The 22240-nt window shown below is 58.0% G+C and carries 20 protein-coding genes and 1 tRNA gene; 15 read left to right on the top strand and 6 right to left on the bottom strand.

All coding sequences use genetic code 11. The annotated features are described in order from the left end of the window. Positions 1-8: 8 nt before the first annotated feature. The 3 genes from GOW31_RS05605 to miaA all read right to left on the bottom strand — a co-directional run bounded on the left by GOW31_RS05605 (position 9) and on the right by miaA (position 4104). A complete protein-coding gene (locus tag GOW31_RS05605; RefSeq protein WP_152457770.1) occupies positions 9-1055 on the bottom strand; it encodes an ABC transporter permease in 1047 nt (348 codons plus the stop codon). Between the two features lie 136 nt (positions 1056-1191). Next, complete coding sequence (locus GOW31_RS05600) at positions 1192-2856, bottom strand: ABC transporter substrate-binding protein (protein ID WP_152457771.1); 1665 nt, start codon at positions 2854-2856, stop codon at positions 1192-1194. Positions 2857-3210: 354 nt separating this feature from the next. Continuing rightward, positions 3211-4104: a tRNA (adenosine(37)-N6)-dimethylallyltransferase MiaA gene (miaA, locus tag GOW31_RS05595; RefSeq protein ID WP_171168451.1), complete on the bottom strand. Its 894-nt coding sequence runs from the start codon at positions 4102-4104 to the stop codon at positions 3211-3213. A gap of 97 nt (positions 4105-4201) precedes the next feature. On the opposite strand from miaA, the gene pyrH reads away from it, so the two are divergent. The 9 genes from pyrH (at position 4202) to GOW31_RS05550 (ending at position 14550) form a co-directional block, all read left to right on the top strand. Next, positions 4202-4954 carry a UMP kinase gene (gene pyrH, locus GOW31_RS05590; RefSeq protein WP_152457773.1) on the top strand — a complete coding sequence of 251 codons (753 nt, stop codon included), beginning with the start codon at positions 4202-4204 and terminating at the stop codon, positions 4952-4954. Between the two features lie 264 nt (positions 4955-5218). Continuing rightward, positions 5219-6445 (top strand): aminotransferase class V-fold PLP-dependent enzyme, encoded by a 1227-nt coding sequence (locus GOW31_RS05585; RefSeq protein WP_171168448.1) that lies wholly within the window; start codon positions 5219-5221, stop codon positions 6443-6445. A gap of 50 nt (positions 6446-6495) precedes the next feature. Beyond that, positions 6496-7920, top strand: coding sequence for a deoxyribodipyrimidine photo-lyase (locus tag GOW31_RS05580; RefSeq protein WP_171168446.1), 1425 nt, complete (start codon positions 6496-6498; stop codon positions 7918-7920). 69 nt (positions 7921-7989) lie between these two features. Next, positions 7990-9198, top strand: a complete 1209-nt coding sequence (locus tag GOW31_RS05575; RefSeq protein ID WP_171168444.1) for a cyclopropane-fatty-acyl-phospholipid synthase family protein — start codon at positions 7990-7992, stop codon at positions 9196-9198. A gap of 15 nt (positions 9199-9213) precedes the next feature. Beyond that, positions 9214-9654 carry a TrgA family protein gene (locus GOW31_RS05570; RefSeq protein ID WP_171168442.1) on the top strand — a complete coding sequence of 147 codons (441 nt, stop codon included), beginning with the start codon at positions 9214-9216 and terminating at the stop codon, positions 9652-9654. Positions 9655-9681: 27 nt separating this feature from the next. Continuing rightward, positions 9682-10797: an NUDIX domain-containing protein gene (locus GOW31_RS05565; protein ID WP_171116260.1), complete on the top strand. Its 1116-nt coding sequence runs from the start codon at positions 9682-9684 to the stop codon at positions 10795-10797. A 68-nt stretch (positions 10798-10865) separates the two neighbouring features. Further along, positions 10866-11900 carry a cysteine synthase A gene (locus GOW31_RS05560; RefSeq protein ID WP_171168440.1) on the top strand — a complete coding sequence of 345 codons (1035 nt, stop codon included), beginning with the start codon at positions 10866-10868 and terminating at the stop codon, positions 11898-11900. Beyond that, a complete protein-coding gene (locus GOW31_RS05555; RefSeq protein WP_171168437.1) occupies positions 11900-14326 on the top strand; it encodes a DUF3772 domain-containing protein in 2427 nt (808 codons plus the stop codon). The genes GOW31_RS05560 and GOW31_RS05555 overlap by 1 nt, the downstream gene beginning before the upstream one ends. A gap of 134 nt (positions 14327-14460) precedes the next feature. Further along, positions 14461-14550: transfer RNA gene (locus GOW31_RS05550), tRNA-Ser, on the top strand. A 52-nt stretch (positions 14551-14602) separates the two neighbouring features. On the opposite strand, the gene GOW31_RS05545 is transcribed toward GOW31_RS05550, so the two are convergent. Next, complete coding sequence (locus GOW31_RS05545; RefSeq protein WP_171168435.1) at positions 14603-15532, bottom strand: LysR family transcriptional regulator; 930 nt, start codon at positions 15530-15532, stop codon at positions 14603-14605. A gap of 111 nt (positions 15533-15643) precedes the next feature. Here GOW31_RS05545 and GOW31_RS05540 point away from each other — a divergent pair, with 111 nt between their 5' ends. From GOW31_RS05540 to GOW31_RS05515, 6 genes are read left to right on the top strand one after another with little or no spacing between them, the layout of a single operon-like run. Beyond that, positions 15644-16351: an NAD(P)H-dependent oxidoreductase gene (locus GOW31_RS05540; protein ID WP_152457782.1), complete on the top strand. Its 708-nt coding sequence runs from the start codon at positions 15644-15646 to the stop codon at positions 16349-16351. An 18-nt stretch (positions 16352-16369) separates the two neighbouring features. Beyond that, on the top strand, positions 16370-16672 hold the full coding sequence (locus tag GOW31_RS05535; protein WP_171116251.1) for a DUF1330 domain-containing protein: 303 nt from the start codon (positions 16370-16372) through the stop codon (positions 16670-16672). Between the two features lie 49 nt (positions 16673-16721). Next, entirely contained in the window at positions 16722-17498 is a 777-nt protein-coding gene (locus tag GOW31_RS05530; RefSeq protein ID WP_171168433.1) for a CmcJ/NvfI family oxidoreductase, read from the top strand. A 12-nt stretch (positions 17499-17510) separates the two neighbouring features. Continuing rightward, the gene (locus GOW31_RS05525; protein ID WP_171168431.1) at positions 17511-18479 is read left to right on the top strand and encodes an LLM class oxidoreductase; all 969 of its coding nucleotides are present in this window, start codon (positions 17511-17513) and stop codon (positions 18477-18479) included. Positions 18480-18501: 22 nt separating this feature from the next. Next, complete coding sequence (locus tag GOW31_RS05520; protein WP_171168429.1) at positions 18502-19290, top strand: SDR family NAD(P)-dependent oxidoreductase; 789 nt, start codon at positions 18502-18504, stop codon at positions 19288-19290. 52 nt (positions 19291-19342) lie between these two features. Continuing rightward, complete coding sequence (locus tag GOW31_RS05515; protein WP_171168427.1) at positions 19343-19675, top strand: hypothetical protein; 333 nt, start codon at positions 19343-19345, stop codon at positions 19673-19675. 39 nt (positions 19676-19714) lie between these two features. Here GOW31_RS05515 and GOW31_RS05510 read toward each other — a convergent pair whose 3' ends face one another. Continuing rightward, positions 19715-21193 carry an aldehyde dehydrogenase gene (locus GOW31_RS05510; protein ID WP_171168425.1) on the bottom strand — a complete coding sequence of 493 codons (1479 nt, stop codon included), beginning with the start codon at positions 21191-21193 and terminating at the stop codon, positions 19715-19717. 12 nt (positions 21194-21205) lie between these two features. Beyond that, the gene (locus GOW31_RS05505; RefSeq protein ID WP_171168423.1) at positions 21206-22237 is read right to left on the bottom strand and encodes an LLM class flavin-dependent oxidoreductase; all 1032 of its coding nucleotides are present in this window, start codon (positions 22235-22237) and stop codon (positions 21206-21208) included. Positions 22238-22240: the final 3 nt, after the last annotated feature.

Raw genomic sequence — 22240 nt, 5'->3', positions numbered from 1 at the left:
CACCCTCCTTATGAAATGCGAATGCGCGGGTTGAGGTAAACGTAGCCGATATCCGAGATCAGCTGCGTTATCAGAACCACGAAGACCGACACGACCGAGATCGCCAGCAGAAGCTGGATGTCGTTGTTGCCAGCGGCCTGAACCAGCGCCCAGCCGAAACCCTTGTAGTTGAACAGGGTTTCAACAATCACCACGCCGTTCAGCAGCCATGGGAACTGCAGCATGATAACTGTGAACGGCGCGATCAACGCGTTGCGCAAGGCGTGTTTCATGACGATGTTCGGGAACGAGACACCCTTCAGCCGTGCGGTCCGGATGTATTGCGCCGTCATCACTTCGGTCATCGAAGCGCGGGTCATCCGGGCGATATAGCCCATACCGTACAGCGCAATGGTGAGAACCGGCAGGAAGAAGTTCTCGAATGTCGGGTTCTCCATCGCTTGCGTCGCGGTTCCCTTGAACCATTTCAGCCCCACGGTGGACGAGGTGAAAATCGCGATGAAGATAACGCCCGATACGTATTCCGGTGTCGCTGTCGTGATGATTGAGAAGGTCGACAATGATCGATCCAGGGCTGATCCCTCTCGCATCCCGGCGAGTACACCAACGATCAGTGCAGATGGCACCATCAGGACCAAAACCCAGAACATCAGGTAACCTGTATTGCCCAAGCGCTTGCCAACGATGGTTCCGACTTCTTCCTTGAAAACGGTTGAGTATCCCCAATCGCCCTGAAGAACACCACAATATCTTGCCGTGTCCTCTGCCGTCGAACCGGGTCTTGTGCAGGTTCCCACGAACTGGCCATCTTCCAGTGTATTCTGGAACCCGGGCATCACGCCCAACCATTGGCCGTATTTAACGAGTGTCGGCTGCAAGTAGCCGCGGTTTTCCAACCAGGCTTCGACCTGCTCATCCGACATACGCTGGTTGCCCTGCGTTTTCGCCAGCTTTTCAAGGTTCGGGTATAGGTTGGTCAGGAAAAAGACGACGAATGTCAGACATAATGCCGTAAGCAGCATTACTCCGAACCGTCGTAGGATAAATAGTCCCATGGTGGCCCCTGTTGTTCAGGTATTCCGCAGATCATTGGACCATTTTCTGGCCTCGGACGTCCGACCCCGCGTCGGCAAGTCTGCGGCTGGAAAGGGGCGCCCGTGTCAGGCGCCCCTCGTGTGTGGATTGCAGTGCTTAGGCAGCCCAGCCCCACTTGTAGTGATGGTGTTCGAAGGTCACATGCATGTCGGTTCCAACAAGACCCTCTTTCATGTGGCGATAGAGCGAGCGCCAATAGGGCTGAATAGTAACCCCATCTTCCTGAAGCAGTGCTTCGCCACGCGCCATGACTTCGCGACGCTTGTCCGCGTCGGCAATGGCCAGCGCCTCTTCCAGAATGGCGTCAAACTCGGGGCTCGCATAGCCGAACTCGTTCCAGGCTTCGCCCGTACGATAAGCAAGCGCCCAAATCTGAACACCCAACGGACGCGGGTTCCAGTTGGTCGAGCTGAACGGGTACTTGGCCCAGTCGTTCCAGAAGGTATTGCCCGGCAGAACGGTCCGCTTGACTTTGATCCCGGCATCGCGCAGCTGCGCGGCAACGGCATCTGTGGTGTTGCGACGCCAGTCATCGTCGATCGAGATGATCTCGTGCTCGAAATCTCCGAAACCGGCTTCGTCCATCAACGCCTTGGCTGCTGCGGGATCAACCTTTTGCGGCGGAAGCTCGGCATATTCCGGATGCAGCGGCGCCACGTGATGGTTTTCCGCCGGCGCTCCGCGACCGCCATAGCCCAGTTCCAAACAAACTGAATTGTCTACGGCCATCTGAAGGGCCTGCCGGACACGTTTGTCCGCATAAGGCTTTTGCCCGTCGATCTCGGCCAGCTGGTTGGGACGAATAACGATGGTCGCGGCGGTTACCACTTCTGACTTCACATAGCCAAGCCCGTCCATCACATCGATGAATTCACCCACCGATTCATACAGCATGTCGACTTCGTCGGATTCCAGCGCCGCCAACCAGGCAGAAGGGTCGGTTCCGTAGTCGATGTACTCGATACGATCCAGGGCAGGGCGGCCATACACTTCTTCGCCCCACCAGGTGTGATCCGGGTTGCGAACCAGAACGGCTTTAACGCCAACCTCAAGTTCGTCCATCAGATATGGGCCGGTTCCCACATTGTTCAGCAGGTCAGTCTCGCTGAACGAGCTGTGAACAATCGCGCCGGGATAGTCGGCCATGCCCGGAATAAGGGTGATATCCGGCTTTGGCAGGTTGAGTTTGACCGTGGTTGCGTCGACGACTTCGATGACACCCTCACCGGCCTGACCGGTATCCGCGTCAATCAGGGTTGCAAAGCGGCCCGCCATCGAGTTGGTTTCCGAGCTCTTGTCACACCAGCGCGCGATGTTGCGGGCAACGTCGTCAGCCGTGAAATCGTCGCCATTGTTCCACTTGACGCCCGGACGGACATTCAGAGTGTAAACGGTCGCGTCGTCGTTGACTTCCCAGCTTTCCAGCAGCATGCCACGGAACGATCCGTCCGAGTTGTACTCGACCAGATATTCCAGCGTGCCGCGCGTCACGTTTGCGATCTGCGACCAGTCATAGGTTCTGGGATCTTTGAGGGCGCGGACTTCCTGCTGCACACGCAGCGTGCCGCCTTCCTGCTTTGCTGTTTCGGCCAAAGCAGGTGTCGGCAATCCGATCATGCCATAGGCCGCTGCGGCAGTAACCCCAAGACTGGTTGCGCGTGTCATGAATTCCCTTCGGCTTAGCTTGCCGTCGCGGTATTCCTGAGCGTGCATCGCTGCCGCCCAGTGCACCTTGTCTTCGGTGGATACGGTATTCGTCATGGATGTCTCCCTGTGACACTGATTTTGTTGATTGATTATGGCTCTACGCGACCCGGATTTTCACGGTCGCCAGAGCGAAGGATTTTGTTTTTTGGACTCTGGTCATCCCCATGTCGTTATTCGGCACCAGATTTCTGATAAGGTCAATGTTCGAAATCGTCATAAGTAGTACAAAAACGACATTCGCGATCTGTTGAAGTCGTTGAGACGCATTTCTTCAGGCCGTCCAAAACGATGCCGACTTCCCCATTCTTTTCCCGGTTTGTTAAGGGAAACCGCAGCAAATCATTAAGTTCTCTTAAGCTTTGAGACTTGGCGGGCGCCTTGTTCGTGCAACGTCAGACGTGCCGGGTATCACACAGAGGGATCGACGTGATTCCAGGCCTTCATACGGGCGCGGAACCAGGTGCGCTGACGCTTGGCGAATTGCCGCGTCGCAATGGTTGCGCGCTCTCGCGCCTGATCCAAAGTCATCGCGCCGTCCAGATATGCCCTGAGTTCCGGCACGCCTATGGCCTTGCAGGCCGGAAGGGTGGGATCGAACCGGTCCTGCATGGCACGCACTTCCTCGATCGCGCCCTGTTCCAGCATCTGGTCAAAGCGGCGTTCTATTCTGTTCAGCAGCCATGCTTTATCAACGTCAAAAACGACCGGTAGGGTCTCGTTCAGCCGAAGTGCCGGTGGGGGCGTTTCGGCTTGCCAGGACAACAGGCTGCGACCTGTGGCGCGCTGCACCTCCCATGCGCGTTGCACGCGGGCACGGTTGTGTATGTCCAGCTTTGCAAGCGTGTCTGCATCGACCCCCTCCAGAAGGTCTGCCATGGGCATCTGATCGGCCTCGGCCCGAACTTCGGGTGGCGTCGCAGGGATTTGGGCCATGCCTTCGGTCAGGGCCGAGAAATACAATCCTGTCCCACCGACAATGATCGGGCGTTGATGCCCCGTTAGCAGGGGCAGGACCTCGCGCAGCCAATGGCCGGTGGAATAATCCTGATCATAGGCGACGTGCCCGTACAACAGATGCGGCGCGCGGGCTTCTTCCTGGGCGGATGGCCGGGCCGAGATGACGCGCCAGCAGTCATAAACCTGGCTTGCATCCGCATTGACGATAACCCCGCCATGGCGTTCGGCGATCTCCAGCGCCAGCGCTGATTTCCCGGATGCCGTAGGCCCCGCGATCAGAACCGGCTTGTCGTCCGGAACAGGCGGCAGTTGCCGAAAAAGCAGGTCTGTTGATCGCCGGGTCATGCGCGGTTGCCTCTATCCTCACCAACCGCATTGAACCTGCGGAGCTTTTGCTTCATTTTGCGCCGGAAATTAACCCCGTGCCAGCCCGGAGCGCAACATGAGCCTTTCCCCTTCTTCTGAAACAGCCGAGACCCCGAAAACAAAGTACAATCGGGTCATGTTGAAAATCTCAGGCGAGGCGTTGATGGGGGATCAGGGATTCGGCTTGCACCCGCCAACCGTTCAACGCATCGCGCAAGAAGTGAAATCGGTTCACGATCTGGGCGTTGAGATTTGCATGGTCATCGGTGGCGGAAACATTTTTCGCGGCCTGAGCGGTTCAGCCCAAGGCATGGAGCGGACAACGGCGGATTATATGGGTATGTTGGCCACGGTGATGAACGCGCTGGGAATGCAATCCGCACTGGAAGAGATCGGAGTGTTCACCCGCGTGATCTCGGCCATTCGCATGGACGAGGTGTGCGAACCCTATATCCGCCGCCGTGCTGTTCGGCACCTCGAGAAAAAGCGGGTCTGTATTTTCGCCGCCGGTACTGGCAACCCGTATTTCACGACAGACACCGCAGCCACCCTGCGCGCCAACGAAATGGCGTGCGAGGCGATCTTCATGGGCAAGAACGGAGTGGATGGCGTGTATGACAAAGACCCAGCGGAACATGCTGACGCCGTACGCTATGATACCGTGACCTATGATGACGTGCTGGCCAAACGTTTGCGGGTCATGGATGCTTCGGCCATTGCCTTGGCACGCGACAACAATCTGCCCCTGATCGTCTTCGGACTTGATGAGCCCGGCGGCTTCCGAGGAATTCTCGCGGGCGAAGGGACCTATACCAAGGTTCAGGGTTGAGGCGAGAGGAATCGCCGGACAATTCCGCAAGCTTTCAAAGCCCCGGCGTCGAGCCGGGGCTTTTGCGTTTTGCTTTCGCTTGACGGTTGTGGGCGGCCCTGTCTAAGTATCGGTGTCCTTCCAAGGCGAAGGGCTGCCCCGTGTTTCGTCGGCCAAAGGCCCAAGCACAGGCTGGGCTGGAAGACCTGCCATGATTTCTGAGATGTCCGGAAACATGCGCGGGCATCTCATTGATCTGACTGCACAACTAAGGAGCAATGAGGCATGAGCTCTCTGGATATCGATTTCGTTCGGGCGCAGTTCCCGGCCTTTTCAGAACCCAGCCTGCAAGGGCAGGCGTTCTTCGAAAATGCAGGTGGGTCTTACACCTGCAAACCAGTGATCGACCGGCTGACGCGGTTCTACACGCAGCGCAAGGTTCAGCCTTACGCCCCATATGAGGCCAGCCGCCTTGCGGGCGCCGAAATGGACGAGGCGCGTGCGCGTATGGCTGCCATTCTGGGCGTCGACACGGATGAACTGAGTTTTGGTCCTTCAACCACCCAGAACACCTATGTCCTGGCGCAGGCGTTCCGGCAATGGATGAAGCCCGGCGAGGCAATCGTCGTGACCAATCAGGATCACGAAGCCAACTCTGGCCCATGGCGTCGTCTGGTCGAGGCCGGGATAGAGGTGAGGGAATGGCAGATCGACCCCGAAACCGGGTCGCTGAACCCTCAGGATCTGGAAAACATGCTGGACGAAAAAGTGCGTCTGGTCTGTTTCCCGCATTGCTCAAATGTCGTTGGCGAGATCAATCCGGTCACCGAGATCACTGCTATTGCGCATGCGGCGGGTGCGTTTGTCTGCGTTGATGGCGTATCCTACGCCCCGCACGGATTTCCGAATGTTGGCGATCTGGGGCCGGATATCTATTTGTTTTCTGCGTACAAGACCTATGGCCCGCACCAGGGGTGCATGGTCATCCGCCGCACATTGGGTGAGCTGTTGCCCAACCAGGCGCATTATTTCAACGGTGACGTCCTGTACAAGCGGTTCACCCCGGCGGGACCCGATCACGCGCAGATTTCGGCCAGTGCAGGTATGGCGGATTATGTTGAGCTGCTTTGCGCCCACCATGGCGGGCCTGAGGCGGGCGCGGCGGAGCAGGGCGTATTTGTCCACGATCTGATGCAATCACACGAAGAGTCATTGCTGCAACCGGTTCTGGATGCGGTAAAGGATCGAAACGCTGTGCGCCTGATCGGTCCTTCCGACGCCAGTCGGCGCGCGCCCACCGTCGCGCTTTCGTTGAACTGTCCGGCTGAACCGGTTGCGGCGGAACTGGCGCAATATGGTGTCATGGCTGGTGGCGGAGACTTCTATGCGGTGCGCCCCTTGCAGGCGATGGGCGTCGACCCAGCGCAGGGTGTTTTGAGGGTCAGCTTCACCCACTACACCACGAAGCAGGAAATTGATCAGCTTTTAGAGGCTCTTGAGCGCGTTTTGTGATCCACTACTCTTGAGGGTGCGTAGAAATCAAAAAACCTCAAGGGCGTATTGTGAAGCAACAGCAGGCTCCGATCATTTTGTGGTTTCGACGGGACTTGCGTCTGTCGGACCACCCCGCGTTGACTGCAGCGGCCGAAAGTGGCCGTCCGGTCATTCCTTTGTTTATTCATGACCACCTTGTCGAACAGATGGGGGCCGCGCCGAAGTGGCGGTTGGGCTTGGGGTTGGAGGCTTTCACAGCGTCACTGGCCAATATGGGCAGCCGACTGATTTTCCGACGCGGCGACGCACTTGAACAGGTGCAACAGGTCATGGCCGAGACCGGCGCAACCTCAGTCTTCTGGTCTCGCGCTTACGATCCGGCCTCAATCGAACGCGACAAGACGATCAAGACTGTGCTTACAAAAGAAGGAGTGACGGCAAAGTCATTTGCCGGGCATCTTCTTTTCGAACCCTGGACTGTCGCTACAAAAACAGGAAACCCGTTTCGGGTCTACACGCCCATGTGGCGTGCGGTTCAGGGGCGGGATGTACAATTTCCCGACGCGCGGGTTGCCGATTTGCAGGCCCCGTTGTCGTGGCCCGCTTCTGACAAATTGAGCGATTGGCAGATGGGGGATGCCATGAACAGGGGCGCGGCTGTCGTTCGCCCTCAAGTAAAACCCGGCGAACAGGCCGCTCTGGATCACCTCCAGGCGTTTCTTGGGCGACTTTCCCACTATTCCAGCAACCGGGACAGGTTGGATCAGGACGGAACGTCTAACCTGTCGGAATACCTGTCTTTGGGTGAAATCGGGCCGCGTACAGTCTGGCATATGGTCCAAAGGGCCGCGTTGACCGGTACACCCGGTGCCGATGCCTATCTACGTCAACTCGTCTGGCGCGAGTTTGCCTATCACCTGATGTATCACACGCCCCAACTGGTGGCTTCCAACTGGAAGCCGGAATGGGACAGTTTTCCTTGGAATACCGATCCGGACCATCCCGAAGTCACCGCGTGGCGGCAGGCCAGAACTGGAATACCTGTTGTCGATGCTGGGCTGCGGCAAATGTATGTGACGGGTCGAATGCATAACCGGGCTCGGATGATTGTCGCAAGCTATCTGACCAAGCATCTTATGACCCACTGGAAAATAGGGATGAAATGGTTTGAGGATTGCCTGATCGACTGGGATCCGGCCTGCAATGCCATGGGTTGGCAATGGGTTGCTGGATCTGGGCCCGATGCATCCCCGTTTTTCCGGATTTTCAATCCCAAGACGCAAGCCGAGAAATTCGATCCCGACGGCAATTATACGCATCGCTGGATTGCCGAAGGTTATTCCGAACCCAGCAAGACCGCCCTGTCGTATTTTGATGCCGTCCCGCGTTCATGGGGGCTGCGTCCGGATGCGGAATACCCCAAACCCATAGTCGAATTGCCCGAAGGGCGGACTCGCGCGTTGCGCGCATATGAAAGCCGAAAATCCCACTAAGGAACTGAAAACTTGCCAGAAACAATTTCGCCGCCTAGCTTTGTACGCGTACCGCAGAGGGGAGAGCGGATGATCCTGACGACGACCGAAGGGCAAAAAGACCTGCCCAGATATTTCGCCCAAGTCTTTAAAATGTTGAACCGGATGGAATCCGGGCGTCTTGATATCAGACTACCCGACGGTCGCACGTTTCGCGCAGAAGGCGCAAAGGCCGGGCCGGTGGCACAGGTCGATATTCACGACGACGATGTCTTTGCGCGCCTGATCCGCGAAGGTGAACTGGGTTTCTCCGATGCGTATCTGGACGGCCATTGGAGTACACCCGATCTGCGGTCTTTCATGGATCTTGTGCATCTTGGAACCGAGACCGTTTATGACGGGTTTACGGGCCAGTTTCTGGTTCAGGCTTACGAACGGCTGCGGTTCTGGCTGCACAGAAACAACAGGGCCCAAGCCAAAAAGAACATCTCGTATCACTACGATCTGGGTAACGAATTTTACAGTTCTTGGCTGGATGACACGATGACCTATTCCAGCGCGATTTTTGAGTCTGGGCAGGAAAGCCTCGAGAAGGCCCAGATAGCCAAATACGCAAGTCTTGTGGATGAGATGGGTGCCAAACCGGGTGACCATGTACTGGAGATCGGATGTGGCTGGGGCGGCTTCGCGGAATATGCCGCAAAGGAACGAGGTTTGCGTGTCACCGGCCTGACCATCAGTGAGGAGCAATTCAAGTACGCCAAGGAACGTATTGAAAAAGCAGGTTTATCAGATCGGGTTGAATTCAAGCTTCAAGACTATCGGGATGAACGCGGGGTCTATGACGGCATCGCATCCATCGAAATGTTCGAGGCCGTGGGTCAGAAATACTGGCCGGTCTATTTCGAAACCGTTCGTGAGCGGTTGAAGCCCGGTGCCCAGGCAACCTTGCAAATCATCACGGTGGGTGATCATCGCTGGGATTTTTACAAGAATGGCGTTGATTTCATTCAGAAATATATCTTTCCCGGCGGGATGCTACCGTCGCCGACCATCCTGCGTCAGCAGATCGATCAGGCCGGGTTGAAAGTCGTGCATTCGAAGGAATTCGGGAAAAGCTATGATCTGACTCTGCGCCGTTGGTATGAAACGTTCAACGACAAATGGGATCAGATCTCGGACATGGGGTTTGATGAGCGTTTCCGCCGCATGTGGAATTATTATTTGACTGCGTGCGGTGCGGCCTTTGACACGGGCAATTGCGATGTGACACAGATCACAATAGCAAAACCAAGTTAACTCACGGACCGTCACATGCCCACTGCCTCGCGTCTCGTCGCCGCTGTTTGTCTCGTCGTGCTGGCCTTTCTTGTTTCAAGCATGGTTATCGAAAACGGCGAAGAGGGTAAGGACTATGGCTACTTCACCTATGTGAATATGGCTCTTGGTGCGATCTGTGGTTGGAAAATCATGGGCAAGCGCGCTGGGCGTGGTTGGACAGCGGGTATTAATAACGGCCTGACCGGCGTTGCTTCGCTGCTTTTCTGGGCGCTGTTTGTGCAGGGGTGCTACCGTATGTTCGACCTTGCGATGCGCAATCGATATGGCGGCCCGTTCGAAGCTGTGATGGCCATTTTTTCGATCGGTATCGATTATGGTAAGCAGCTTATCTATCCCGAAATTCTGGTTGCACTCGCAATTGGCGCCGTTGTCGCCGGTCTGGCCACCGAACAGGCCAGCCGCAAATGGCGCTGAACCGTTTCGTCACAAGAGAGATTAAATTTGTCTGATTTGTTCTTCTATGGAACGTTGCGGTATCTGCCGTTGTTGCAGCGTGTCCTGGGCCGTCCGCTGAGCGAAATAACGTTTCACGCTGCCAAGCTGTGCGATCACGCGGTTCACGCGGTCCAGGGGCAAGATTTCCCGATGATCCTGCCCGCCAAGGGTGCCGCTGCCGAAGGTCTGCTGGTGCAGGGCCTGTCCTCCGATGATCTGGCCAGACTGGCTTATTACGAAGGATCCTTCGACTATGACCTGAAATCGTTGAATGTCATTCTGGAGGACGGGGGCGAAGCACAGGCGCAGGTCTTTTTTCCGACCCCGGGCGCGTGGCAACCCGGTGAGTTGTGGTCGTTGCAGGGCTGGGCAGACAAATTGGGCGAGGTTACGGCGCTCGCTGCCGAAGAAGAAATGGCCTATTTCGGCAAAGTCGATCCCAAAACCATGGCGCGCAGCGTCCGCGCCATTCAAACCCGCGCCTGGGCAAAGATCATGGCCAAGCAACGACGAACCGGCGATCCGCGGAACATAGCCGAAGACGTGATCGTCCACCGGCACGAACGCGTTTACGTCGACTATTTCGGGATGGAGGAAATAGATCTTCAACACCGGCAGCATGACGGCAGCATGGGTCCCGTGCTGCACCGGGGCGGTTTGATGCAGGGCAGCGCGGTGTCCGTTCTGCCATATGACCCGATCCGCGACACCGTGCTTCTGGTCGAGCAGTTCAGACCGCCGGTGTTTTTGATCGACGATCCAGAGCCCTGGCTTTGGGAAGCGGTTGCCGGGATGATCGACCCCGGCGAAACGCCGGAACAGACGGCACATCGCGAAGCCATGGAAGAAGCCGGAGTTCGATTTGACAGGCTGGAATATGCGGGCGGGGCGTATTCCTCCAGCGGGTCGTCGACGGGTTTCATGTATCTCTATGTCGGGCTTGGCAACTTGACCCAGACAACCATCACCGGTGGCCTGGACACAGAAGGCGAAGATATTCGCAGTCGGATTCTGCCGTTCGACGAATTCATCGATATGACAGACCGTCATCTTTTCAAGGATTTGCAGCTGGTGTCCCTGGCTTACTGGCTGGCCCGCCATCGGGATCGTTTGCGCGCGTGACTATCGCGCTTGTGGTCCCGGCAGTGCGCCTGTAAATCTTCGAAGATACCAAATGACAAGAGGCGACCATGCGCATTGCACGAGATCTTGCTGACGCAGTAGGAAAAACACCGTTGATCCGGCTGCGCCGCATCAGCGAAGAGACCGGATGCGAGATTCTTGGCAAAGCCGAGTTCATGAACCCGGGACAGTCGGTAAAGGATCGTGCTGCTCTTTTTATCATCAAAGATGCCATCGCACGCGGGGATCTGAAACCGGGCGGCACCATCGTGGAAGGCACCGCCGGCAACACCGGTATTGGTCTGGCTTTGGTCGGTGCGTCGATGGGGTTCAAAACGGTTATCGTTATCCCCGAGACCCAATCGGAAGAAAAGAAGGATATGCTGCGTCTGGCGGGCGCACAGTTGGTTCAGGTACCCGCGGCCCCGTATCGCAACCCCAACAATTTCGTGCACTATTCCCGCCGTCTGGCCGAGGAATTGGCGCAGACAGAACCCAATGGCGCAATCTGGGCCAACCAGTTCGACAATGTGGCGAATCGTCAGGCACATGTGGAAACCACAGGCCCCGAGATCTGGGACCAGACAGACGGCGAAGTTGACGGGTTCGTCAGCGCGGTCGGGTCGGGTGGGACATTGGCAGGCGTTGCCGAAGTTTTGCAACCCAAGGGCGTCAAGATCGGTCTTGCAGATCCCATGGGGGCTGGCCTGTATTCGTATTACACAACAGGCGAGATCGCGATGGAAGGTGGGTCAATCGCCGAAGGTATCGGGCAGGTGCGTATCACCAAAAACCTTGAGGGGTTCACGCCGGATTTTTCTTATCAGATCACCGATAACGAAGCGCTGCCCTACATCTTTGATCTTCTGCGTGACGAAGGCCTGGTCATGGGCGGCTCGACCGCGATCAACATGGCAGGGGCGGTGCGCATGGCCAAGGAAATGGGGCCCGGCCATACCATTGTGACCATCCTGTGCGATTATGGCACACGCTATCAATCAAAGCTGTTCAACCCCGAGTTCCTGCGTGAAAAAGAGCTTCCGGTTCCGGATTGGATGACCGAGGCACCGCGCAGCATTCCCGGCGTTTTCGAGGACGTGTGATGCTTGGACAGGTCCGCCTGTTTCTGACCCTGCTATTCCTGTGCTTTGTCGGGTTTTCGAATAGCGCTGTTGCACAGCTGACGGATCGTCAAAGTGAGTATTACCAAGGCTGGGTCAAAACCGCGAGCCGGGCCGAAGCCGTCATCGAGGCGAACCGGGCATCTGACGCTGCGCTGGAGAATTTACGTTCTGAAATAAATGGTTACAGGGACGACTTCAATCGAGCTCGTGGTGCAAATACCGACCGAATAACGACGCTGGAAAGCCAGATAAAAGCGTTGGGGCCCAAACCCGAAGGGGACACGACTGAACCTGAAGACATAGCAAATCTTCGCGTGCATCTTGAAGAACAGCTCAACAGCCTGCGTGTTCCGCGCATCATATCCGAAGAGGCGTATAGCCGTGCGAACGGGCTGATCAGCGAAATTGATCAGATTCTTCGCGCACGCCAGAAAAAAGAGTTCTTTGAACAGGGCCCGTCGCCGATCAACCCGGCGTATTGGGGTCCGGCATGGGTGGATGTCAAAGAGGCCGTTCAAGGCCTGGTAAACGAAACGATCACAAATTTGCGTTCAGATGTCGTGCGCGAGCAAATTCGCGCTCGTGGGCTCGCAATTTTCATACTTCTGGTCATTTCAGCCGTGCTGCTGATCTTTGGCAAACGGTGGTCTGAACTTGGAGGCGACTACCTGAGGTTACTCGGCGGGGCCGGGACGGGGGTTTGGTCGTTCGTAATCTCACTATTGCGAATTCTGTTGCCATGGATCGGTGTGGTGGCCGTGGTCACGGCGATCAGTCTCACAGGCGTTCCGGGTCTGCGGGGCAGTCTTTTGCTTCAGAATGTTCCGTATTGGGCGGCGATCGTGTTTTTCTATGACTGGATTGGTCGCCAAGTATACGTGATCGGCGCGTCGCAAGGGTTCAAACGTCTGTCCGCTGCGCGCATCACTGAACTGCGCGTGTATATCGATCTGCTTGCCCTGATGCTGGTTTTGCACGAATTGGCGTTTTTGTTCGAACGGATCGAAAACATTTCCGACGCGACTCGCGCCGTAGTCAGTTTCCCGGTCATTGTCGCGACGGCTTTGTTGTTGTTGCGAGTACGTCAGATTCGAACAACCGACGGGCCTCCGGATCAAGCTGGCTCGACCCGTTCCGCGGGTTTCAGCCAACTGGTCGAGTTCCTGCGCCGGGCTTTGTTCCTTTTGGGGATCATGTCTCCTTTACTGGCGATTTTCGGATACACCAATGCGGCCGAAGCAATCGTGTTTCCTGCCGTCAAGACATTGGTGCTGATCGGGGCCTTGGTCATCCTGCAACGGTTCATCAGTCAGATTTACGGTTGGGTCACCGGGCAGGGCGAAGCCGCAGGGGATTCGCTTTTTTCCGTGCTGGTCGGGTTTGCATTGGCCATCTTGGCGCTTCCCATTCTGGCGATCTATTGGGGTGCGCGGGAAACAGACCTGCTGGAAGCATGGTCGCGCCTGCTGCTTGGTTTTGATATCGGTGGTGTCACAATTTCGCCCAGCAACTTTCTGACCTTTGTTGCCGTGTTTGCAATCGGTTATACGCTGACGCGTCTGTTGCAAAGCGGGCTGCGCAATTCGCTTCTGCCGAAAACCAACATAGATCCGGGTGGCCAAAACGCGATTGTCGCTGGTTCGGGATACGTTGGCATATTCCTTGCCGCGTTGGTGGCAATCATGGTGGCCGGTTTTGATCTGTCATCGCTGGCGATCGTCGCTGGTGCGCTGTCTGTTGGCATCGGCTTTGGTTTGCAGACAATCGTGTCGAACTTCGTTTCTGGCATCATCCTTTTGGTCGAGCGTCCGATTTCCAAGGGGGATTGGATCGATGTTAACGGCATGATGGGATATGTTAAGGACATTTCCGTTCGTTCGACCCGGGTCGAGACGTTCGACAGGACGGATGTTATCGTTCCGAACTCTGACCTGATCAGCGGTGTCGTAACGAACTATACCCGCGGCAATACGATCGGGCGGGTGATCGTTCCGGTGGGTGTTGCATACGGAACTGATACGCGTCTGGTAGAAACCATTCTGGGCGAAATTGCCAACAGCCATCCGATGGTTTTGGCCAACCCGGCACCAAGCGTTGTGTTCCAGGGGTTTGGAGCAGATTCCTTGGATTTTGAAATACGGGCGATCCTGCGGGATGTGAATTGGGTTCTGTCGGTGAAATCTGACATGAACCATGAAATCAACCGCAGATTTTCGGAAGCAGGGATCGAGATCCCGTTCGCACAACGTGATGTCTGGCTGCGAAATCCCGAAACCCTGCGGGCATCTGACCCGAGCAAGCAGGAGCCTTCCGCACCTGTGCAGGATAAGCCACGCAAAGTTGCAGAGGCTCCGGCGGATTTGACCGAGGCGGATATGGACCCGGATGCCGGTGATGAGATCTGAGGGGCCAGATCGCGGCACGTGTTGACCTGAGATCACCCGTCGGTGGGTGCATTGATTAAATTGCGCTATTCCCCTGAATTCGTCGAATTGGGGCCTTGCAAATCCGACGGCATTCGTCCAAATATCGCCGGCACGGAGAGGTGGCCGAGTGGTCGAAGGCGCACGCCTGGAAAGTGTGTAGGCGGGAAACCGTCTCCAGGGTTCGAATCCCTGTCTCTCCGCCAACATCACCATTGCGAAACTTGAACTGAACCTGTCCGCGAACGCGATGCACGATTACAAGCTGTCCTGCTGCGCTTCGACCCAGCCGGTGCCTGACCTGCCGCCGAGTTTTTCGACGAGAAAATCCATGAAGATTCGCGTCTTGGGCGTCAGCACGTTCGAGCGCGGATAGATCAGCCACAGCCCTGCATGATCATTCAGCCGCCAGTCAGGCAATACCTGCCTGAGCCGCCCGGAGCGCAGTTCATGGGCCACGCTCCAGAGTGAGTTGATCGAAAGCCCCGCTCCGGCAAGCGTTGCCTCGCGTTGCGCGGTGCCATCATCGACGATGGTTCGGCTGATCATCGCGCGCGGGTTCAGGACCGCCTTCTGACCAGCAGGATCAACCAGTTCGCGCCGGTCGAGATTGGCCCACGCGATGAAGCGATGCGCCGTCAGTTCCTCGGGTGTCGAAGGCACTCCGTGCTGCTTGAGATATTCCGGCGCAGCGCAGAGCAGGCGGATGTCATCTGAAAGTTTGCGCCCCTTGAGGCTGCTATCGGCCAGCGGCGCGTTGCGCAGGGCTAGGTCGAAACTGCCCTCGATGGCGTCGAAGGGCTTGTCCGACAGTCGTAGGTCCAGCGTCAGGTCGGGATAGCGTTGATGAAACTCGGGCAACAGCGGCATGATGTGCAACTGGGCAAAACTGCTGGGGGCCGCGAAACGCAAGGTGCCTGTGGGGCCGGTATCCGTGCCTCCGAGGGCAGCGCGCGCTGCATCCGTCTGGGCGAGAATTTCACGCGCATAAGGCAGAAACTCCGACCCTTCCAATGACAACGACACCTTGCGCGTGGTGCGGTGCAAAAGCTCGACGCCAAGTTCGTTCTCAAGCTTGGCCAGCCTGGCACTCGAGACCGCCGGTGCAAGGCCAAGCTCGCGCCCGGCGGCGCTGATATTGAGCCGTTCGGCCGCCATGACGAACAGGCGCAGGCTGTCGGTATCCATATTGATTATATCCAAAATGCGAAAACTGAACTTATTTTTGACCATCTTTTTCTTGTTCTTGCAAGTGATAAGTCAGGTGCACACCGACACACACCCCAACGGAGACATAAAATGAACGCGATCACCGAGGTGAAGACCGATATCAACGCGCAGATCATTGAGGCCTTCAATTCTCGCCATGCCACCAAGATCTTCGACCCTGAACGCAAGGTGAGCGACGCTGACTTCGAGACGATCCTAGAGGCTGCACGCCTTTCGCCCACTTCGTTCGGGCACGAGCCCTTCCGCATCCTGATGATCCAGTCGCCCGACAAGCGCGAGCTGTTCCGCGAGTTTTCATGGGGTGCCAACGGGATGATGAACGGGTCGACCGGCCAGCTTGGCACCGCCAGCCATTTCGGCATCATCCTTGCGGCGACGGGCGAACTGATGCGCGCCGGATCGGATTATCTGCAAGACCACTACCGGCAAGTGAAGCAGCTGCCCGAGGAAGTGATCGAGATCTTCAACGGCGCATACGGCAAGTTCCAGGCCGAGGATCACAAGATCACCTCTGACCGCGAGATCACCGACTGGTCGGGCAAGCAGGCCTATATCGTGCTGGCCAACATGATGACCGCCGGTGCGCTGATGGGGATCGACAGCTGCCCGATCGAGGGCTTCGACATGGAGCGGACGACGCAGACGCTGGCCGAACATTTCGGCGTCGATACCGCGAAATGGAAACCGGCGGTGATGTTCGCCTTTGGTCATCGCGCGAAAGATCCTGAATTCCCCAAGACCCGCCGCACGATGCAAGACACCGTCGCTTGGTTCTGACCCCGAAGGAGATACACGATGACCTATTATTCCGTTCTGGACGTCACCCCCACCGCCGAGGACTGGATCCCCGGCTACCTGCCCACCGCCAACGAACGCGTGGCGGCACATGGCGGCAAGTATCTTGCGCGTACCGCGACCCACGCGCAGATGGAAGGCGAGGATCAGCCCGCCGGGCTGAGGATCATCATCGAGTGGCCTTCGGAAGAGGCGGCCCGCGCCTTCATGGCGGACCCGGCCTATGCACCGCACCTGGCCTCCCGCACCAAGGGCTCGGTCAGCCATCACTACCTGATCGCGGGGCAGGACGACCTCGCCTGAATGCAGCACTGGCCCGGTATGCCGGGCCGGCACCCCCAAGGAGGCTTTCATGACCCGGACCGGAACCGTCAATTATCATGTTCACAAGCCCGCGCCGCAGGCATTCGTGCTGGACGCGGACAGCATCGCTGGCAATCTGGTCTCGCCCGAACTGGCCGCGACCGAGGTGGCGCTGACCGATCTGCGTGCCGGGCGGGCAGGGGCCAGCTTTGTCTCTGACGGGTTCGAATTTGGTGTGGCACCGACGCGGGTGACCAGTTTCGAATCCCCCGGCTGGCAGGAGGTCTACGACCGCGAACTGGCCGAGCTGCTGTGCGACCGGATCGGCGCGCGCGAGGTGCTGTTCTTCGACCACACATTGCGCATTGACGACCCGGCAGCCAACCGCCGCCCCGCGCGCAACGTGCACAGCGACCTGAGCCCGCAAGGTGCGCACCAGCGGCTGGTGGACATCCTCGGGCCCGAGCGGGCGCGCGATTGGGCGGCGGGGCATTACGCCTTCGTTAACCTGTGGCGGCCGGTGGAAAACCCGATCAACACCGCCCCGCTGGGTTTCGTACGCCCTGCAACCGTGGACGACGCGGACTGGATCAACATCGACCTGATCTATCCCGACCGGCGCGGTCGTATCCTCGGTCTGGCGGCCAATCCGCGTCATGATTGGGTGTATCTGTCGCGCATGACGCCGGACGAGATCGTCTGGTTCAACATCTACGACAATCGCGGCCGTCCAACGGTGGGCCACAGCGCGATTGATCTTGCCGAAGATCCCGATCGGCACACCATCCGCAAAAGCCTGGAAAGCCGGGCGCTGGTGCGGTTCTGAGAAAGGCAGAAAATGCTGGACAAATCCAACACGCCAAACTTCGCGCCGCTCAACCGCGCGTTCAACGCGGTGTTCCGCCCTGGCAGGCTGAGCATTGGGCTTGTGGTCCCGCTCGAGGCAAACCGCAACGATCCGGTACCTACTATGACGCGCCATCTGGAGCGCGCCGCGCTGGCCGACGAACTGGGCTTTGCCGCGCTTTGGCTGCGAGACGTGCCCTTCAACGTGCCCTCGTTTGGCGATGCGGGGCAGGTTTTCGATCCTTTCGTCTATCTCGGCGCGCTGGGTGTTGCGACGCGCGACATCGCGCTTGGCGTGGCTTCGATCGTGCTGCCATTACGGCACCCGGCCCATGTGGCCAAGGCGGCAGCCTCGGCCGACCAGCTGTCGGGCGGGCGGCTGCTTCTGGGGGTGGCCTCGGGGGATCGTCCCGAGGAATATCCGGCGCTGAACAAGAATTTCTCTGATCGCGGGGCACGCTTCCGTGACAGCCTCGCCTATATCCGCGCCATGGCGCAGGATTACCCGCGACTGGATAACCCGCAGGGCGACCTCTCGGGCGGTATCGACATGTTGCCTAAGCCTGCCGCCGGGCGCCTGCCGCTGCTTATCACCGGTGGCAGCCAGAGGACGCCAGAGTGGGTGGCGCGCCACGGTGACGGCTGGATGACCTATCCGCGTGGTACGGCGGCGCAGTCCCGCGTTGTGGCCGACTATCGAGCGCGCGTGGCACAGGCCGGCTTGCCCGACAAACCGGTGATGCAGTCGCTCTATGTTGATCTGGTGGACCAAGCCGACGCTCCGCCGCGCCCGATCCATCTTGGGTTCAGTGCCGGCACCGATTACCTGCGCCGCTACCTGCACGAGATCCGCGATTTGGGCATCAACCACGTGGCACTGAACCTGCGCTTTAACGTGGCCGGGATCGAACCCACCCTGCACCGGCTGGCCGACGAGGTCCTGCCCGAGTTTCACGACTGATTTCATCCCCAAGGAGGCCTCAATGCCCAAGACTATACTGATCACCGGCGCGACCGACGGCATCGGCCTGTTGACCGCCAATACACTGGCGGCCGAAGGCCACCGCGTGCTGCTGCACGGACGCAGCTCTGACAAGCTGAAGGCCGCCGCGCAGACGGTTGGCGGCAACCCCGAGACCTTCCGCGCCGATCTTTCCGATCTGGACGAAGCCGCCGCGCTTGCTGACGCCGTGCGCGCCCGGCACGACCGGCTGGACGTTCTGATCAACAATGCCGGTGTCTACAAGACTCCGCACCCACGCCGGGCCGACGGGATGGATGTTCGGTTCGTGGTAAACGCGCTGACGCCCCATGTGCTGACCCGACGGCTGTTGCCGATCATCCCAGCCGAAGGGCGCGTGGTGAACCTTTCATCGGCCGCGCAGGCGCCGGTGGATGTAGAAGCGATGCACGGTAAGCGGCAATTGAGTGACATGGAGGCCTATGCGCAAAGCAAGCTGGCGATCACGATCTGGTCACGGGAAATGGCGCGCGCGCACCCAAAAGGCCCAGTCTTCGTCGCGGTCAACCCTGGCTCGCTTCTGGCCTCAAAGATGGTTCGAGAGGGTTTTGGAATGGCCGGCAATGACTTGGCGATCGGCGCTGATATCCTGCGACGGGCCGCGCTGTCGGACGAATTTGCCAATGCCTCGGGGCTGTATTTCGACAATGACAGCGGACATTTTTCTGATCCACACTCAGCGGCGGCCGACCGCGATCACGCGGCGCGGGTCAAGGATGCTATCGCGACGCTGACCGGCGGCGGAGTTTAGATCCGCGATATGCCCGTTGCTCTTGCGCCGGCTTTGAGGTGTTCGGTCCCGCTTGGGCCAGGCACAGTGCTTCGACCTCAGTGGCCATGCCTCCGGCAAGCCAAAGTGGCAGGTGGGCGTCTGGGACCTGCGTGTCGCGCAGTTGGGATTACCGGAGCAGGTTTTCGACACCAGACCCACCGCCTTCGTCACTACACCTGATGGGCACCAGATATTATTATCTCTTTGCAGAAATTCCCTCGTTCGCCCGCAAAACTCTGAGGACGAGATTGGTGAAAAGATGCTGGCTCAAAACTCGGACTTTATTGCGTGCACGAGATTTGAAGACGCAGCTATTTGGTTGGAACAGTTGCAAGAAGGCTTTGTAGGTGACCCTAAACGCTAAAGTCCGGCGCCTTTGACAAAACAATGCTACAAGATCTTGTCACCGCATGACGAATGGGTTCGACATTGGCTGTTCCGACGTATTCAACCATACGGTTTTGGTCCTTGTGTAGTCGTGAATGGCCTCGATCCCGGCTTCCCTACCATAGCCGGATTGATTGTAGCCACCAAACGGAGCAATCGGGGACACTGCGCGGTATGTGTTGATCCAACAAATTCCCGATTTCAGGCGGGATGAAACCCGATGGGCGCGGGCAACATTTTCAGTGAAAACGCCGGACCCAAGCCCGAACTGCGAGTCGTTGGCCAATGCGATCGCTTCTTCTTCCGTATCGAATGGCAGCAGAGACATCACGGGGCCGAACATTTCGACCTTCAGCGTCTCGGTCTCTGGGCTCGAACACTCCACCAGCGTAGGGGCCATGAAGTTGCCCGGCCGGTCCAGAGGTTTTCCCCCGAAGCGGGTGCGTGCGCCTTGTTCTGTGGCTTTCGCCAAAGTCGCCTGAATTCTTTCCACCTGAGCTGCGGTGCAGAGCGGGCCAATATGGGTGGCCGTTTCCAATGGGTCGCCGATTGCGACGCCCTTCATCTTCTCTTCGATCTTGTCAACAAGCGCTTCCAGTACCGGGCGATGTATCAACCCGCGCGAGCCGGCCACGCAGCTTTGACCCGAGGCGCCGAAATTTCCAGCAATCAAACCATTGGCGGCGCCATCCAGATTGGCATCCTCAAAGACGATGATCGGGGATTTCCCGCCCAGTTCCAAAGTGGTCACCGCAAAGTTCTCAGCCGAATTGCGCACGACATGGCGCGCTGTTTCCGGGCCGCCGGTGAATGCGATCCGGTCCACGTCCGGGTGCCGGGTAAGCGGGATGGCGCAGTTTTCGGCATCCCCCGTAATGACAGAGATGACACCGGGCGGAAAGCCGGCTTCATCGATCAGCCGTGCGAATTCCAGCATCGGAGCGGGCGCAATTTCAGAGGCCTTCAGCACGACCGAACAGCCTGCTGCTATCGCGGGGCCAAGCTTGGTCGCGGTCAGGAACATCTGTGCGTTCCAGGGGACGATTGCGACCACCACGCCAATCGGTTCGCGTTTGGTGAAGACGTGCATGTCCGGTTTGTCGATCGGCAGAACCGCCCCTTCGATCTTGTCCGCGAGCCCTGCATAATATCGATAATAGTCACCGACATAGGCTGTTTGGCTTGCGGTTTCGGCAAGCAGCTTTCCGCTGTCTGTGGTCTCAAGCTGGCCCAGGTGTCCGGCGTTTTCCTCGATCAGTTCGGCAAGTTTGAACAACAATTTGCCGCGTGCGGTTTGCGTCATGTCGCGCCACGCGGGATCATCAAGTGACCGACGCGCGGCGGACACGGCGCGGTCAACGTCTTCGGGTGCGGCGCAGGCGAAACTGGACCAGTCTTGGCCCGTCGCCGGGTTTTGCGAATGCATCACTTGCCCGCGTGCCCCTTCGGTCCACGCGCCGTCGATATAAAGCTGGAAGTGTGGTTTCTGATGCATCATCGATCCTTACTAAAACTTTGGCATGACGTCGTCGATGAAACGGGCCAGCGATGCGCGTTTGCGTTCGAAACTCATACCGCTGTCTATCCAAAACGAATACTCATCATAGCCCAGATCTTCGTATCGTTTCAGACGTTCCGTGACCCCATCCGGGGTGCCGACAGTCAGATCGCGCGCCAGGTTTTCCGGTGCCATCATCGTGTTGGCCGCCATCTCTTCATCCGTCAACGTCTGGATCGAGCCTTGCCGGACTGGTCGCTTGTTTTGAAACCAGGCCCCAAAGTAGTTGTAGAAGAGGGACAATTCCCGCGCGGCCTGACCCAGATCATCATCGTCGCTGCCGACGTAAGTGTGATGCAGCAGCATGATCTTGGGGCGCGGCCCCTCATGGTTTGCACACGCATCTTCAAAGCGGCCCATCAGCGCTTCAATCTCTTGCATGCCCTGCCAGAGCGGCGTGACCTGAATGTTAAAGCCGTTCTGCACACCGAATTCATGACTGTTCGGATCCCGCGCCGCGATCCAGATCGGTGGTCCGCCGGGTTGCACCGGTTTAGGGGCCGAGGTGGTGGCGGGGAATTTGAAATACTCTCCATCATGGGCACAGTCACCCTCCCACAGCCGGGGCAAAAGCGGCGCGATTTCCCGCATGCGCTGGCCAGCGTCCCAGGCATCCATTCCCGGCATCATCCGTTCATATTCATACGAATAGGCGCCGCGGGCGATGCCCAGCTCGATACGGCCGCCTGTCATCAGGTCCGCCGCAGCCGTTTCGCCCGCCAGTTTGATCGGATGCCAGAACGGTGCAACAACTGTACCCGTGCCAAGCCGCACGTTCTTGGTGTGATGTGCGATATCTACCAAAGACATCAAGGGGTTGGGCGCGATCGTAAAGTCCATCCCGTGGTGCTCGCCGGTCCAGACGGCACGCATTCCCGCCTCATCGGCCATTTTACACAGCGCGATGAATTCTTCATACAGTTTCTCATGGGGTTGATCGGGGCTCAGCCGTTCCATGTGTGCAAAAAGGGAAAACTCCATCCA

The organism is Ruegeria sp. HKCCA0370, assembly GCF_013033705.1.
GTDB lineage: Bacteria > Pseudomonadota > Alphaproteobacteria > Rhodobacterales > Rhodobacteraceae > Ruegeria.
This window is presented reverse-complemented; position numbering and strand designations above follow the sequence as displayed.